Consider the following 13,257-nt stretch of genomic DNA (forward strand, 5'->3'; position numbering starts at 1 on the left):
TGGTGTGACGGGGAACCGGGGTCGAGGCGCTCGAGACTGTGGGGCTAGCCGAGGTCGCCGCCGGCGACGGGCAGGACCGTCCCGGTGATGTACGAAGCCTCGTCGGAGGCGAGGAAGACGATCGCGGCGGCCTGCTCGTCGAGCGTGCCGTACCGCTTCATCAGGGACGAGTCGACCGTCTGGTCGACGATCTGCTGGTACCAGGCCTTTTCCTGATCGGTCTCCGCGCCGGGGCCGCGGGGAACGCGGCGCGCGGGTGCCTCGGTGCCGCCGGGAGCGGTGGCCACCACGCGGATTCCGTACTGCGCCGCTTCGAGGGCGAGGGCGGCGGTGAGCGCGTTGACCCCGCCCTTCGACGCCGCGTAGGGCACGCGGTTGACGCCCCGGGTGGCCACCGACGACACGTTGACGACGGTGCCCGACTGCTGCGCGATGAGGTGGGGGAGGGCGGCGCGGCACGTCCACAGGGTCGGGAACAGCGACCGCTGCACCTCCGCCTGGATCTGCTCGGCGGTGTAATGCTCGTACGGTTTGGCCCAGATGGTGCCGCCGACGTTGTTGATCAGCACGTCGAGCCGGCCGTGCTGCTGCCGCGCCTCGTCGATCGCCGCCTCGGCGTCGGCGAACTGCTCCAGGTCGGCGGTGATGCTGTGCGCCTCGGTGCCGTTCTCCCGCAATCCCTTCGCGACGTCGTGCACGAGGTCGGCGCGGTCGATCAGGATCAGCGACGCGCCCTCGGCCGCGAGTCGGGTCGCGACAGTCAGGCCGATGCCCTGCGCTGCGCCGGTGACCGCGACGACCTTGCCGTCGAATCTGTGCGGAGTGACGAATCCACTCATGCGACGGCACTCCTCTCGATGGCGCGGCACATGGTGGCCTTCGCGTGCGCACTGTGGCTGACGATCAGGTCGTGGGCCGCGGCCCGGTCACCCCTCTCGAACGCGGCGACGATGTCGAGGTGGTCGTGCTGGATGTGCTCGTCCACCCAGTCCGCGGTGCGGAGCACCGTGGTCATCAGCTGGGTGACCTCGAGGCGGTTGTACGCCTCCAGCAGTACGTCGTTGGCGGTGCAGCGGAACAGGAACTCGTGGAACGAGGCGTTGGTGTCGGTGAACGCGCCCGCGTCCGTGAAGTGGTCGTTCTCGATCGACTCGCACGAGGTCTCGGCGAGGATCCGGTACTCGGACAGCTGCTCCGGGGTCATCCGGCCGATGGTCAGTTCCATCGCACCCAGTTCGAGGGCCATGCGGGCGTCGAACTGCGCATCCGACTCGGACAGCGGCTGGTGTTCCTCGCCGATCTCGTACTCGGGAGCGGCCTCGACCATCTCGACGACCTCTGCTTCCGGCGCCGCGGCCGCCGCCGAGCCACCCGGTGTCGCCGCGTTGTTGAACTTCTCGAAGTAGAAGTTCGCCGGCGTGACGCCCTCCGCCTTCAGGTGGTCGCGTACCGCCTCGACCATGGGCGGCGGGCCGCACAGGTACACGTCCACGTCGCCGTCGTTCAGGTGCGCGGGTTCGAACAGGCCGGTCACGTACCCCTTGTTCGGGGCACTGCTCGCCGGGTCGGACACGCAGTAGTCGAACGTGAACTGCGGCAGCGACTTCGTGCACTCCTCGAGCTTGTCCAGTTCCACCAGGTCCGCGTCGGACGACACACCGTAGATCAGGTGCACAGGGAGGTCGGCGGCGTCGGCACGCATCTTGTCGAGGATCGACAGCAGCGGGGCGAGCCCGGTGCCGCCAGCGAGCAGCAGGGCGCGGCGCTTCTGCTCGCGCAGGAAGAAGCTTCCCATCGGGCCGGTGAACTCGAGCGTGTCGCCGACCTGTGCGCGGTCGCGGAGGTACTCCGACATCAGGCCGCCGTCGGTGATCTTGACCAGGAACGACAGTTCCTTCGACGTGGGTCCGGTGCTGAACGAGTACGACCGCGTCGCGTCGGTTCCGGGAACGGTGATGTTCACGTACTGGCCGGGGAGAAAGACGAGGTCGTCCCGGTTCGCGATCTCGATCGTGAACCCGATGGTGGTGTCGGAGAACTTCCGGATCTCCGTGATCGTCGACGTGAACGTGCCCGCCGCCGTCTTGGCGACATCCGAGGTGGTCGGGATCTGCAACACCAGATCGCTTTCCGGCATCATCTGGCACGGAAGGCAGTAACCCTGCTCCGCCTCGTCGTCGGTGAGCGCTTCCTCGATGTAGTCGCCGCCGTCGTACGTGCCGGACTCGCAGAGCGACTTGCAGGTGCCGCACGCCCCGTCTCGGCAGTCGAGAGGAATGTTGATGCGTGCGCGGTAGGACGCGTCGGCGACCGTCTCGTCGCCGTCACACTTGATGAAGCGGGTGATCCCGTCCTCGAAACTCAGTGCAACTTGGAAAGTCATGGAAAACAGCTCGATTCGCGAAGAATGGAAGGAGATCAGATGTGATAGATGTCGACCACGTGGTGGATGTAGTCGTTCTTGAGCACAACCTTCTTCTTCAGGATCAGAGGCTGCTCGCCGGAGAAGTCGATCGTGTAGAACGAATTTCCGAAGTACGTGTCGACCGTGTTGTACCGGAAATACAGGGTGAACCAGTTGAACCGGACGTCCACGACGTCGCCGCGGCGCTCGATCACCTCGACGTTCGAGATGTTGTGCCCGGTGCGCGGTTCCGGGAGGCTCGTCGCACTCGACCGGTCGGTCTTGATGCGGAACACCCGGTCCTCGATGCCGCCGCGGTTGGCGTAGTAGATCAGGGAGATCTCGGTCATCGGGTCGGTGGTCAGTTCACCGTCGTCGGCCCACGCCGGCATCCAGAACTCGGAGTCGGGGTGGTAGCACTCGATCCACTTCTCGAACTCGCGGTCGTCGAGGTAGCGGGCCTCACGGTAGAGGAACTGCTCGATGTCGTGCTGGGTGACGGTGCTTTCGGCTACTGCAGTCATGGTGATCGTCTCCCTCAGCGGTTGTTCGCGGCAACGTCGGCGTCGAGTGCCTTGGTCAGTGCTTGCACCCAGTAGCCGTGCTGGATCGGGTAGAGGCCCTCGTCCTCGGTCTTCACACCACTGGAGATGGGGTTGATGCCGATCTTCTTGGCGTCCTCGTCGGGGCCCCGGAGTTGATGGGTGACACCGCGGCTGAGGTCGTTGAACGGTGCGGCGCCGGCCTGGTACGTCTTCTGGCAGGAGCGGAATTCCTCGAGATCGTCCGGGGTGGCCATGCCGGTGGCGTTGAAGAAGTCCTCGTACTGGCGGATGCGGGCGGCGCGTGCCGACCGGCTCTCACCCTTGGGGGCGATGCAGTAGATGGTGACCTCCGTCTTGTCGACGGAGATCGGACGGAAATGCCGGATCTGCGAACCGAACTGGTCCATCAGGTACACGTTCGGGTACAGGCACAGGTTGCGGGACACCCCGATCATCCAGTCGGCGCGGTCCTCGCCGTACTCGGCGACCAGCTCGTCGCGGCGCTCGTTGAGGGGACGGTTGGCGGGATCGGCCCACTTGGTCCACAGCAGCAGGTGGCCGTTGTCGAACGAGTAGTAGCCGCCCTGCTGCTTCGACCACTTGCCGGCGTCCATCGCCTTCGTGGCGTTGGTGGACTCACCGGATTCGCGCCGCGACGTGGTCGCCGCGTAGTTCCAGTGGGTGGCGGACACGTGGTAGCCGTCGGCGCCGTTCTCTGTCTGCAGCTTCCAGTTGCCGTCGTAGGTGTACGTGGACGCACCCCGCAGCACCTCGAGTCCGTCGGGGGACTGGTCGACGATCATGTCGATGATCTTCGTGGTGTCCCCGAGGTGTTCCTCGAGCGGCGGGACGTCGGCGTTGAGGCTGCCGAACAGGAATCCGCGGTAGTTCTCGAACCGCGCGACCTTGGTGAGGTCGTGGGAGCCGTCCTTGTTGAACTGCTCCGGGTAGCCGGCCTCACGCGGGTCCTTGACCTTGAGGAGCTTGCCGGAATTGTTGAACGTCCAGCCGTGGAACGGGCAGGTGAACGTGGTCCGGTTGTCCGTCTTGCGCCGGCAGAGCATCGCGCCGCGGTGGCTGCACGCATTCACCAGGGCGTTGAGTTCGCCCTCCTTGTTGCGGGAGATCACGATCGGCTGGCGACCCATGTACGTGGTGAAGTAGTCGCCGACGTTCGGGATCTGGCTCTCGTGGGCCAGGTAGATCCAGTTGCCCTCGAAGATGTGCTTCATCTCCAGTTCGAACAGGTCCTCGTCGGTGAAGACGCTTCGTCGCACCTGGTAGCGGCCGGTTTCCGGGTCTTCGATGAGTGCGTCGGCCAGCTTGGCGCGCACGTCCTCGGACGGCGCTGAGTACAGGGTTTCAGTCATGGGATCCTCCAAGATCTCCGGGGGCTTGCGCCCTGCGGGGGCGCCCGGGTCCGGCAATGGATTCCACTCTTGCAGCCTGTGCGCTGCATCACACTAGGCATTTACCGAGTACTGACTAGGACGTGTTCGGCATGCGCACGCATGCCGCGATCGGACGGCAGGACCCCGGACACGCAGACGCACCCCTTCTCCGCGTCCGCACCCGAATTCGAGAACTATTTCGGGTGCGGTTGCGGAGAAAGGGTGCGTCTGTGGGGTCGATCGGCTACTTGTTACCGAAGTACGAGACGTCGTCGTTGCCGATGAGGTCGGGCACCGTCCAGCCGTCGAGGTCGTACTCGGACAGGCACTGCTCGGCGAAGCCCTTCATGGAGGCGACGTCGCCCCGATTCTCGGCGGCGAACAGCAGTTCGGCCTTGACGTTCTCGTGGTTGCCGGAGTAGTTGCGCTCGTAGAGTTCGTGGCGGCCACCGAATTCGCTGCCGATCGAGTCCCACAGGGCCTTCATGATCTTCACGCGTTCGACGGCGGTCATGCCGTCCGAGCCGCGGACGTACTTGTCGAGGTAGGGGCGAACGTCGGGCGACTTGAAGTCGCGGGCACTCGACGGCAGGTAGATCAGGCCGGACGCGACGTCCTGCTCGATGATCTCCTTGATCCGCGGGTAGCCCTGGATCATGAACATGCGGTACGTGAGGCCGTATTCGAGCTTCGGGATGACGGTGTCGCCGATCCACGGCTCGGGGTTGCGTGCCATGGATTCGGTCAGTGACCAGAACAGGTTTCGCCAGCCGATCACTTCACCGACGCGGGTCTGCACACCGCGGAAGCCGCCGGCGCCGGTGGCGTCGAGGGCCTTCATCAGCATGCCGGCGATGAAGTCGAGCTTCACCGCGAGACGTGTGCAGCCCTGGAACGTGAAGCGGGGCAGGAAGCCCGACTGCGGGAAGAATCCGTTGATCTTGTCCACGTCGCCGTACATGAAGACGTTCTCCCACGGCACGAGCACCTTGTCGAAGATGAAGATGGTGTCGTTCTCGTCCATCCGGCTCGACAGCGGGTAGTCGAACGGGGTGCCCATCACGGCCGCGTTCTGCGTGAACGAGGACCGGCAGATCAGCTTCACGCCCGGTGCGTCCATCGGGACGGTGCAGATGAGCGCGAATTCCTTCTTCTTGATCGGCAGGCCGTAGTGGGCGATGAAGTTGTAGTTGGTGATCGCCGAACCGGTGGCGACGACCTTCGCGCCGGAGACGATGAGGCCGGCGTCGGTCTCCTTCTCCACTTTCATGAACACGTCGCCGACCTCGTCCGGCGGGAGCTGCCGGTCGACGGGCGGGTTGATGATGGCGTGGTTCCAGTACAGGACCTTCTCCTGCGATTCCTTGTACCAGCGCTCGGCGTTGTCCTGGAACGGCGAATACAGTTCCTTGTTGGCGTGCAGGGTGCCGAGAAACGAGGCCTTGTAGTCGGGGGAGCGGCCCATCCAGCCGTACGTCATCCGCGCCCACGTGGCGATGGCGTCGCGTTCCTTCAGCAGGTCGTCGGAGGACTTCGGCGCCTTGAAGAACGGCATCGTGACGCCGCCGTTGCCGGTGTCGGTGGAGGTGGTGACCTTGTCGACGTGCTCACCGGTGTGCATCGAGTCGTAGAGGCGGGCGGTCATCCGGATCGGGTTGCGGAACGCCGGATGCGTGGTGACGTCCTCGACACGCTCGCCGTGCAGCCAGATCTCGCGGTCGTCCTTGAGGGACTCGATGTACTCGTCACCGGTCATCGGGCGGGTGGCGAAGTTCGCGGTGCGGTTGGCTTCACAGTCCGCGGCAGGGTTGACCTTCGTCGGGTCGAGCGTGGTCTCGGGAGCGCTTTCGGTGGTGGTCATGGTCGGTCCTTTCGGATTCGGCAATCAGTGGACGGGCTGAAGGTGGAATGGGGTGAATGAGGTGGTGGAGTCGAACCATCCGCTGTTCGGATCGTCCATCGACCCGTTCCACGCGGCCGACGCCGACGGGGAACCGAGGTCGTGGAACGTGCTCCGGTAGAACAGCAGCGGATCCTTGCCGCTCGATTCGGCGGCCACGATCTCACCGATGAAGATGACGTGGTCGCCGCCGTCGTACTCCGCCCACGGTTCGCAGGACAGCGTGGCGGCGGCGCCGCAGAGGACGGGGGCCGTCGGTCCGTCGGCCCACACGGGTTCGGGGGTCTGCGGGCGCCCGGCGAAATGCATCGCGGTGTCCACCTGGTCCGCGGCGAGGATGTTGACGGCGAACGGCGACTTGCTCAAGTAGTTGCAGGCCTTCGACTTTCGGGTCAGGGTGATCTGGCACAGCCTCGGCTCGATCGAGACGGCGGTGAAGGCGGTGACCGTCGCTCCGTGCGGCAGACCGTCGGAGTTGGCGCACGTGATGACCGTGACTCCGCTGGCAAACTGCCCGAAAATGTTCCGGAGTTCGCGCTGCTCCATGTCGGAGCCTCCCTTCCTGTCCGGGGCGCTGTTGAGGTACGGAGAAACGTACGACCGCGGGAACGGGGCGTCGATCCGCTGAGCGCGGAGGTGATCCGCTTTGCGCGGCGAGTTGAGGCGGGGGCCTCGATTGCATTGCGAAGTGTGCGCGGTCACACTGGTGCCATGTCGGCCACGTCGAAGATTTCCCGCCCCGAGGATTGGGACGAGGCGTCGCACGTCGTGTCGGACGTGTACTTCCCGCACACCCTCACGCCGCTGAGCAGGTCGAAGGCCACCAACACGGTCGCGGAGGCCGTGGAGTTGGGCCCGGTGAAGATCACGCACATCGGCTGGGGTGCGGACGTGTCGATCCGGTCCGACCACCCCGGCGCGTACGCCGTCAACGTCCCGCTGTCGGGGCACCTCGAGTCGGTGACCGGCAGGAACGAGGTGCTGTCGGCGCCGGGTTCCGGAACGATCTGCCCGCCCGACACGTCGACGCTCATCACCAACTGGAGCGAGGAGTGCTCGATCATCGGGGTTCGCGTCGACCGGGACCACCTGCACCGGGAAATGTCGCGGATCCTGGCCCGGCCCGACATCCAGCTTCCCCCGCAGATCGATGTGACCACCGAGAACGGCGCGAGTTGGCTCGCTCTCGTGCGGTCGTTGCTGAAGCAGATGCTGGAGTCGGACGGGGTGCTGAACAACGCCATGGTCGCGGAACAGTTGTCAGGGGCGGTCACCACCGCGCTCGTGCTCGCCGCCGTCCCGGACGACGGGGCCGGGGTGGGGTGTGCGCGTCCGCGCATCGTGAAGCGGGTGGTCGACGAGATCCACGCCGACCCGTCCCGCGCCTGGACGGCGGCCGACATGGCCGAGGTCGCCGGGGTCAGCGTGCGCCGGTTGCAGGAGGGGTTCCGTGACTACGTCGGGGTGAGCCCCCGCGACTACCTGCTGGACGTGCGACTCGAACGCGTCCACGACGACCTGCTGCGCGCGGACGGTGCACCGACGGTCGCCGAAGTCGCGATGCGGTGGGGTTTCACCCACACCGGCCGGTTCGCGGCGGCGTACCGCCGCAAGTACGGTGTGGCGCCGTCGGAGGCGCTCCGCGGCTGACGGCTCGGGCTCAGCCGACGTAGGAGAAGATGGTCGCCATGTCGGTCCGGGACCCCGTCCATGTCGTTGCGGATCGCCAGCCCGTGCCAGTGCACGGTCGTGGGGTCCGGGAGCTGGTTGCGACACCGCACCTGGACCCGGTCGCCGACGTTCGCGCGCAGGACCGGGCCCGGCAATTGCGTGCTGTACAGCCACGCCGCGGTGCGCGTACCTGCGAGGTCGACGTCGGACTGCGCCGCGGTCAGCTCGTAGGCGACCGGACGGTCGCCGGGCATCCCCCGCTCCTTCCGCGGGTAGACCTTTTCCGGTGACGCTACCCGGGTGGGTTACGCGAGGGCGCCGATTCGCGCCCGGTCGCGGAGGGCGATGAGTTCGCGGGCGTGCGCCTCCAGCTTGCGATCCTCGTCGGACTGCGGAACCCACTGCCGCGCAGCCGTGGCCGCACCGTCGTCGTCGACAGCGGCGACGACGGTGAGGCAGTGGGTGGTGAGGTTCATTTCCCGGGTGCGCGGATCGCCGGACCGCACGTGCACCGAGATGTGCATGGTCTGCGCGCCTGTGTGCAGCAGTCGGGCGTCGACTTCGACGACGTGCCCGATCTGGATCGGGCGGTAGAACCGGACACCGCCGGCGTACACGGACACGCACGGGGTGCCGTTCCACGACGTGCCGCACAGGTAGGCGGCCTCGTCGATCCAGCGCATCACCGTCCCGCCGTGCGTCTTGCCGCCCCAGTTGACGTCGGTGGGCGCGGCCAGGAAGCGGGTGAGTGATTCCGGTGCGGTGCCCGCGTCGGTGTAGCTCTGCTTGCTCATCGCCTCTTCGATGTCGGCCCGCAGGCCGATCCGCATGACGGCCTCCTCGGACTCGGCGCGGTCGGCGGCGGTGACGGGCTTCCACGGCGGCACGGTCGTCGGCTTTCCGGAGTCGTCGACGGCCACGAAGATGATCAGGCAGTTGCTGGCCTCGGTGAACTGTCCGGTCCGCGGGTCGGCGGACGAGACCGTGCACTGGATGTGCATGCTGGAGCGCCCGGTGTGGACGAGGCGCGCTTCGACCTCCACGAGGTGTCCCGACTCGATGGACCGGGTGAACTTGATGTTTCCGACGTACGCGGTGACGCAGTAACTCCCGCTCCAGCCGACCGCGCAGGCATACGCGGCCTTGTCGATCCATTCGAGGATGCGGCCACCCTGGACTGCACCTCCGAGTGTCGCGACCTCGGTGGGTGCGGCGAGGAAGCGGAGGGTGATGCTGCGGGGAGGGGTGGTCATCGATGTGTTCCTCGGGTGTTCGACGTGGCCGGCGCGAGGGCGCGCACCGGGCGACGGCGAAACGTCGTTGTCCGCCGGTGGCCGGGAAATTATCCCACAGTTGCCCCGTACCTACCCGTTCGCGATGTGCACGGACCGCAGTTGACGAACGCCTGTGACTGCGCGCACACTCGACAACTACCGCACAGCGTTCCCTGTGTACGCACTGCGTGCACGAGAGTGATCGGATCAGGTGATGACCTCGACGTCGACGACCGCACCCCGGGCCGACCTGGCCTGCCTCGACTACGTGGACCGGGAGTTCTACCTCCCCGGGCAGCGGGTGCTGCCGTGGACCGCGAACCTCGCGGCACTGCCCGGCGAACCCGGGACGCCGCTGCGGATGACGGGTGTCGTCCGGTCCCGCACCGGCGAACCGCTGTCGGGTGCGGAGATCGAGATCTGGCACGCGGACGCCGACGGATGCTATTCCGGGTACTCCGTGGAGATCCTCCGCAACAACCTGCGCGGCATCGTCGTCACGTGCGCGGGCGGTCGCTTCGACATCGCGACGGTGCAGCCCGCACCGTGCGAATTCTCCAGCGCCCGAGGCGATGCCGACGTGGGGCACCTCAACGTGATCGTGCACGCGCGCGGGTTCCACCCGCTCGCGACGAGGCTGGTCCCGACGCCCGGCGCGTCGAGGGAAGTGGGCGGTTCCGCCGTCGAGACGCTCGTCGACGTCGGTGCCGGCGGAGTGGTGTCCTGCGACTTCGTGCTCGATCCGATCTGATCGGTGTGCCGCCGTCAGCCGGCGTAACCCATGTCCGCGCTCAGGGCGGCCGCGGCGGCGAGGACGCACGGAACGGCCTGTTCGCGGAACTGCGCCGGAGTGTTGCGCGCGGACGACGTGGAGCACGCGACCACGCCGACCACCGTGCCGCCGGCGTCGCGGACCGGTGCGGCGAGCGAGATCAGCCCCTTCTCCAGTTCCTCGGCCGTCAGTGCGAAGCCCTGCTCCCGGACCTTCGCGAGTTCGCGGTCGAGTTCGGCCGCGGAGCCGATGGTCTCCGGCCCCAGCTTCTGGAACGTGGACTCGGCGACCACCCGCTCGACGACGTCGGTGGGAGCCCAGGCGAGGAGGGCGCGGCCCATGGACGTGGCGTACGCGGGGACGCGGGTGCCGACCGAGACGTTGATGCTCATGATCCGGCGGACGGGAACGCGAGCCGCGTAGACCACGTCGGCGCCGTCGAGCACGCCGAGCGACGCGGACTCCTGGGTCTTCTCGGCCACCTCGAGCAGCCGGGGCATCGCGGCCTCGATGAGCGCGTGCGACTCCGAGTAGTGCTGTCCGATGCTGAGCACGCGAGGGGTGAGCGACCACCGGCCTCCGGCCCCTGCGACGTATCCCAGCTTCTGCAGGGTGAGCAGGATCCGGCGGACGGCGGGGCGCGACAGTCCCGCTTCGGTCGCGAGTTCGGCGAGCGTCGGGTTCGGGCGCTGGGCGTCGAAGGCCAGCAGCACGGCGAAACCGCGCTCGATGCTCTGGATGTAATCGCGATCGCTCTCGGTCATTGCGGCCTCCACCAGCGATTCGTGTGCTTCTTCGGACTCGGGGTTGACATTTCAATGTGACTGCGCGCACAGTAGTGGTGTACGCACAGCGTGATATTAGTACGCACAGCGTACATATGCAAGACCTTCCGGCGTGTGAACACCCACCGCGTCGCCCAGAACTCGATACCAGCCCTGTCCGAATTCCTTCAGCCCGAGGAGAAACGATGACCACCACCGAGAGCCCCACCGCAGCCGGATCCGGCTCCGCCGCCACCGACAAGTTCAAGGCCGAGCGCGTCAGCGCCGACACCTCGCCCGAGCGGCTCGCGGCGATCGCCAAGGACGCCCTCGGCGCGCTCAACGACGTGATCCTGAAGCACGGCGTCACCTACCCCGAGTACCGCGTGTTCAAGCAGTGGCTCATCGATGTCGGCGAGGGCGGCGAATGGCCGCTGTTCCTCGACGTGTTCATCGAGCACTCCGTCGAAGAGGTCCTCGCCCGCTCCCGCAAGGGCACCAAGGGCAGCATCGAGGGCCCGTACTACATCGAGAACTCGCCGGAACTGCCGTCCACGTGCACCCTGCCGATGCGTGCCGAGGACGAGAAGATCACCCCGCTCGTCTTCGCCGGCCAGGTCACCGACCTCGACGGCAACGGGCTCGCCGGGGCGAAGGTCGAACTGTGGCACGCCGACAACGACGGCTACTACTCGCAGTTCGCACCGCACCTGCCCGAGTGGAACCTGCGGGGCACGATCATCGCCGACGACGAGGGTCGCTACGAGATCACCACGATCCAGCCTGCGCCCTACCAGATCCCGACCGACGGCCCGACCGGCCAGTTCATCGAGGCGCAGAACGGCCACCCGTGGCGTCCCGCGCACCTGCACCTCATCGTGTCGGCGCCCGGCAAGGAGTCGGTCACCACGCAGCTGTACTTCAAGGGGGGCGAGTGGATCGACAGCGACGTCGCGTCGGCCACCAAGCCGGAACTGATCCTCGACCCGAAGACCGGCGACGACGGCAAGAACTACGTCACCTACAACTTCGTGCTCGACCCCGCGTGACCCGTTCCACCCGTACAGAAAGTGATTCGATGACCGACCTGTCGATCGTCTCCGTCGAAACGACGATCCTCGATGTGCCGCTGGTGCGTCCCCACAAGTTCGCGACCACGTCGATGACCGCGCAACCGCTTCTGCTGGTCGCGGTCGAGACCGCGGGCGGCGTGACCGGCCACGGCGAGGGCGTCGTCCCCGGCGGCCCCTGGTGGGGCGGCGAGTCGGTGGAGACGATGCAGGCGATCATCGAAAAGTACCTCGCCCCGGTCCTGCTGGGCCGGCGTGTCGACGAGATCACCGGCATCATGTCGGACATCGAAAGGGTGGTCGCAAACGCACGTTTCGCGAAGGCCGCCGTCGACGTCGCGTTGCACGACGCCTGGGCGCGCAGCCTGGGTGTGCCCGTGCACACGCTGCTCGGCGGCGCCTTCCGACAAGGCGTCGACGTCACCTGGGCCCTCGGCGCCGCACCCGCCGAGGAGATCATCGAGGAGGCCCTCGGCCTCGTCGAGTCGAAGCGGCACTTCAGTTTCAAGCTGAAGATGGGTGCGCTCGACCCCGCGGTCGACACGGCGCGGGTGGTCCGGATCGCCCAGGCGTTCGAGGGCAAGGCCGGCGTCCGGATCGACGTCAACGCCCGTTGGGACCGGCTGACCGCGCTGAAGTACGTGCCCCGCCTCGTCGACGGCGGCGTCGAACTGATCGAGCAGCCCACACCCGGTGAGCAACTCGAGGTCCTCGCCGAGCTGAACCGTCTCGTCCCCGTCCCGGTGATGGCCGACGAGAGTGTCCAGACTCCGCACGACGCCCTCGAGGTCGCTCGCCGCGGCGCCGCCGACGTCATCGCGCTCAAGACCACCAAATGCGGTGGCCTCGCCAAGAGCCGCGAAGTGGTCGCGATCGCGAAGGCCGCCGGAATCGCCTGCCACGGAGCCACGTCCATCGAAGGCCCGATCGGGACCGCGGCGTCCATTCAGTTCGCCTGCGCCGAGCCCGGCATCAACTTCGGCACCGAACTGTTCGGGCCCCTGCTGTTCAGCGAGGAACTGCTGCAGGAACCGCTCCGCTACGCCGACGGCCAGGTGTCCCTGCCCGAAGGCCCCGGACTCGGAGTCGAGCTCAACATGGACGCAGTCAAGACCTGGACCAGGAACTGAGGAGGACACCACCCGATGGCACTCTTTCACGTGCGCATGGACGTCGCCATTCCCCGCGACCTCGACCCGAAGGTCCGGGACGAAACGATCGCCAAGGAGAAGGCCTACTCGCAGGAGCTCCAGCGCTCCGGCAAGTGGCCCGAGATCTGGCGGATCGTCGGCCAGTACAGCAACATCAGCATCTTCGACGTCGAGTCGGCCGACGAACTGCACGAGATCCTGTGGAACCTTCCCCTGTTCCCGTACATGAAGATCGAGATCATGCCGCTCACCCGGCACGGTTCCGACGTCAAGTAGGCGCTTCGCGCCCGTGCGTGGTTGACGAGTCTCTGGACT

At 66.8% G+C, this 13,257-nt stretch carries 13 protein-coding genes and 1 pseudogene; 5 read left to right on the forward strand and 9 right to left on the reverse strand.

Annotated features, from left to right (window positions below; all coding sequences use genetic code 11):
• Positions 1-44 precede the first annotated feature (44 nt).
• From ACFTZB_RS01670 to ACFTZB_RS01695, 6 genes are all read right to left on the reverse strand, one after another.
• A complete protein-coding gene (locus ACFTZB_RS01670) occupies positions 45-839 on the reverse strand; it encodes a 1,6-dihydroxycyclohexa-2,4-diene-1-carboxylate dehydrogenase (protein ID WP_378429806.1) in 795 nt (264 codons plus the stop codon).
• Entirely contained in the window at positions 836-2,383 is a 1,548-nt protein-coding gene (benC, locus tag ACFTZB_RS01675; protein WP_378429807.1) for a benzoate 1,2-dioxygenase electron transfer component BenC, read from the reverse strand. Before benC ends, ACFTZB_RS01670 begins: the two co-directional genes overlap by 4 nt.
• A 35-nt stretch (positions 2,384-2,418) precedes the next feature.
• Positions 2,419-2,928, reverse strand: a complete 510-nt coding sequence (gene benB, locus ACFTZB_RS01680; RefSeq protein WP_276140301.1) for a benzoate 1,2-dioxygenase small subunit — start codon at positions 2,926-2,928, stop codon at positions 2,419-2,421.
• 14 nt (positions 2,929-2,942) lie between these two features.
• Positions 2,943-4,319: a benzoate 1,2-dioxygenase large subunit gene (gene benA / locus ACFTZB_RS01685; protein ID WP_378429808.1), complete on the reverse strand. Its 1,377-nt coding sequence runs from the start codon at positions 4,317-4,319 to the stop codon at positions 2,943-2,945.
• Positions 4,320-4,584: 265 nt separating this feature from the next.
• On the reverse strand, positions 4,585-6,201 hold the full coding sequence (locus tag ACFTZB_RS01690; protein WP_378429809.1) for a 4-hydroxyphenylacetate 3-hydroxylase family protein: 1,617 nt from the start codon (positions 6,199-6,201) through the stop codon (positions 4,585-4,587).
• 24 nt (positions 6,202-6,225) lie between these two features.
• Positions 6,226-6,786 carry a flavin reductase family protein gene (locus ACFTZB_RS01695; RefSeq protein WP_378429810.1) on the reverse strand — a complete coding sequence of 187 codons (561 nt, stop codon included), beginning with the start codon at positions 6,784-6,786 and terminating at the stop codon, positions 6,226-6,228.
• Between the two features lie 165 nt (positions 6,787-6,951).
• Between ACFTZB_RS01695 and ACFTZB_RS01700 the strand changes: the two genes are divergently transcribed.
• Positions 6,952-7,890: an AraC family transcriptional regulator gene (locus ACFTZB_RS01700; protein WP_378429811.1), complete on the forward strand. Its 939-nt coding sequence runs from the start codon at positions 6,952-6,954 to the stop codon at positions 7,888-7,890.
• 59 nt (positions 7,891-7,949) lie between these two features.
• Here the strand turns inward: ACFTZB_RS01700 and ACFTZB_RS01705 are convergent.
• Positions 7,950-8,165, reverse strand: a pseudogene (locus ACFTZB_RS01705) (multicopper oxidase domain-containing protein); the annotation flags it as partial.
• A gap of 51 nt (positions 8,166-8,216) precedes the next feature.
• Positions 8,217-9,164 (reverse strand): acyl-CoA thioesterase, encoded by a 948-nt coding sequence (locus tag ACFTZB_RS01710; RefSeq protein ID WP_378429812.1) that lies wholly within the window; start codon positions 9,162-9,164, stop codon positions 8,217-8,219.
• Between the two features lie 235 nt (positions 9,165-9,399).
• Between ACFTZB_RS01710 and ACFTZB_RS01715 the strand changes: the two genes are divergently transcribed.
• Positions 9,400-9,936 carry an intradiol ring-cleavage dioxygenase gene (locus tag ACFTZB_RS01715; RefSeq protein WP_378429813.1) on the forward strand — a complete coding sequence of 179 codons (537 nt, stop codon included), beginning with the start codon at positions 9,400-9,402 and terminating at the stop codon, positions 9,934-9,936.
• Between the two features lie 14 nt (positions 9,937-9,950).
• Here the strand turns inward: ACFTZB_RS01715 and ACFTZB_RS01720 are convergent, their stop codons facing one another.
• Positions 9,951-10,721, reverse strand: coding sequence for an IclR family transcriptional regulator C-terminal domain-containing protein (locus ACFTZB_RS01720; protein ID WP_276140309.1), 771 nt, complete (start codon positions 10,719-10,721; stop codon positions 9,951-9,953).
• 206 nt (positions 10,722-10,927) lie between these two features.
• Here ACFTZB_RS01720 and catA point away from each other — a divergent pair, with 206 nt between their 5' ends.
• Genes catA through catC form a run of 3 tightly spaced genes read left to right on the forward strand, consistent with a single transcriptional unit; the run spans position 10,928 to position 13,218 of the window.
• Entirely contained in the window at positions 10,928-11,770 is an 843-nt protein-coding gene (gene catA, locus ACFTZB_RS01725) for a catechol 1,2-dioxygenase (RefSeq protein ID WP_206013314.1), read from the forward strand.
• Between the two features lie 29 nt (positions 11,771-11,799).
• Entirely contained in the window at positions 11,800-12,921 is a 1,122-nt protein-coding gene (locus ACFTZB_RS01730; protein ID WP_378429814.1) for a muconate/chloromuconate family cycloisomerase, read from the forward strand.
• Between the two features lie 15 nt (positions 12,922-12,936).
• Complete coding sequence (gene catC / locus ACFTZB_RS01735) at positions 12,937-13,218, forward strand: muconolactone Delta-isomerase (RefSeq protein ID WP_072947638.1); 282 nt, start codon at positions 12,937-12,939, stop codon at positions 13,216-13,218.
• Positions 13,219-13,257 lie beyond the last annotated feature (39 nt).

It is taken from the genome of Rhodococcus sp. NPDC057014 (assembly GCF_042673295.1).
Taxonomy (GTDB): domain Bacteria; phylum Actinomycetota; class Actinomycetes; order Mycobacteriales; family Mycobacteriaceae; genus Rhodococcus_F.

What these genes read in the sequence shown, in the direction of transcription:
- ACFTZB_RS01700 (WP_378429811.1), top strand. Translation starts at nt 6,952, where the DNA reads ATGTCGGCCACGTCGAAGATTTCCCGCCCCGAGGATTGGGACGAGGCG.
- catC (WP_072947638.1), top strand. Translation starts at nt 12,937, where the DNA reads ATGGCACTCTTTCACGTGCGCATGGACGTCGCCATTCCCCGCGACCTC.
- catA (WP_206013314.1), top strand. Translation starts at nt 10,928, where the DNA reads ATGACCACCACCGAGAGCCCCACCGCAGCCGGATCCGGCTCCGCCGCC.
- ACFTZB_RS01690 (WP_378429809.1), bottom strand. Translation starts at nt 6,201, where the DNA reads ATGACCACCACCGAAAGCGCTCCCGAGACCACGCTCGACCCGACGAAG.
- benA (WP_378429808.1), bottom strand. Translation starts at nt 4,319, where the DNA reads ATGACTGAAACCCTGTACTCAGCGCCGTCCGAGGACGTGCGCGCCAAG.
- benB (WP_276140301.1), bottom strand. Translation starts at nt 2,928, where the DNA reads ATGACTGCAGTAGCCGAAAGCACCGTCACCCAGCACGACATCGAGCAG.
- ACFTZB_RS01695 (WP_378429810.1), bottom strand. Translation starts at nt 6,786, where the DNA reads ATGGAGCAGCGCGAACTCCGGAACATTTTCGGGCAGTTTGCCAGCGGA.
- ACFTZB_RS01710 (WP_378429812.1), bottom strand. Translation starts at nt 9,164, where the DNA reads ATGACCACCCCTCCCCGCAGCATCACCCTCCGCTTCCTCGCCGCACCC.
- ACFTZB_RS01715 (WP_378429813.1), top strand. Translation starts at nt 9,400, where the DNA reads ATGACCTCGACGTCGACGACCGCACCCCGGGCCGACCTGGCCTGCCTC.
- ACFTZB_RS01720 (WP_276140309.1), bottom strand. Translation starts at nt 10,721, where the DNA reads ATGACCGAGAGCGATCGCGATTACATCCAGAGCATCGAGCGCGGTTTC.
- benC (WP_378429807.1), bottom strand. Translation starts at nt 2,383, where the DNA reads ATGACTTTCCAAGTTGCACTGAGTTTCGAGGACGGGATCACCCGCTTC.
- ACFTZB_RS01670 (WP_378429806.1), bottom strand. Translation starts at nt 839, where the DNA reads ATGAGTGGATTCGTCACTCCGCACAGATTCGACGGCAAGGTCGTCGCG.
- ACFTZB_RS01730 (WP_378429814.1), top strand. Translation starts at nt 11,800, where the DNA reads ATGACCGACCTGTCGATCGTCTCCGTCGAAACGACGATCCTCGATGTG.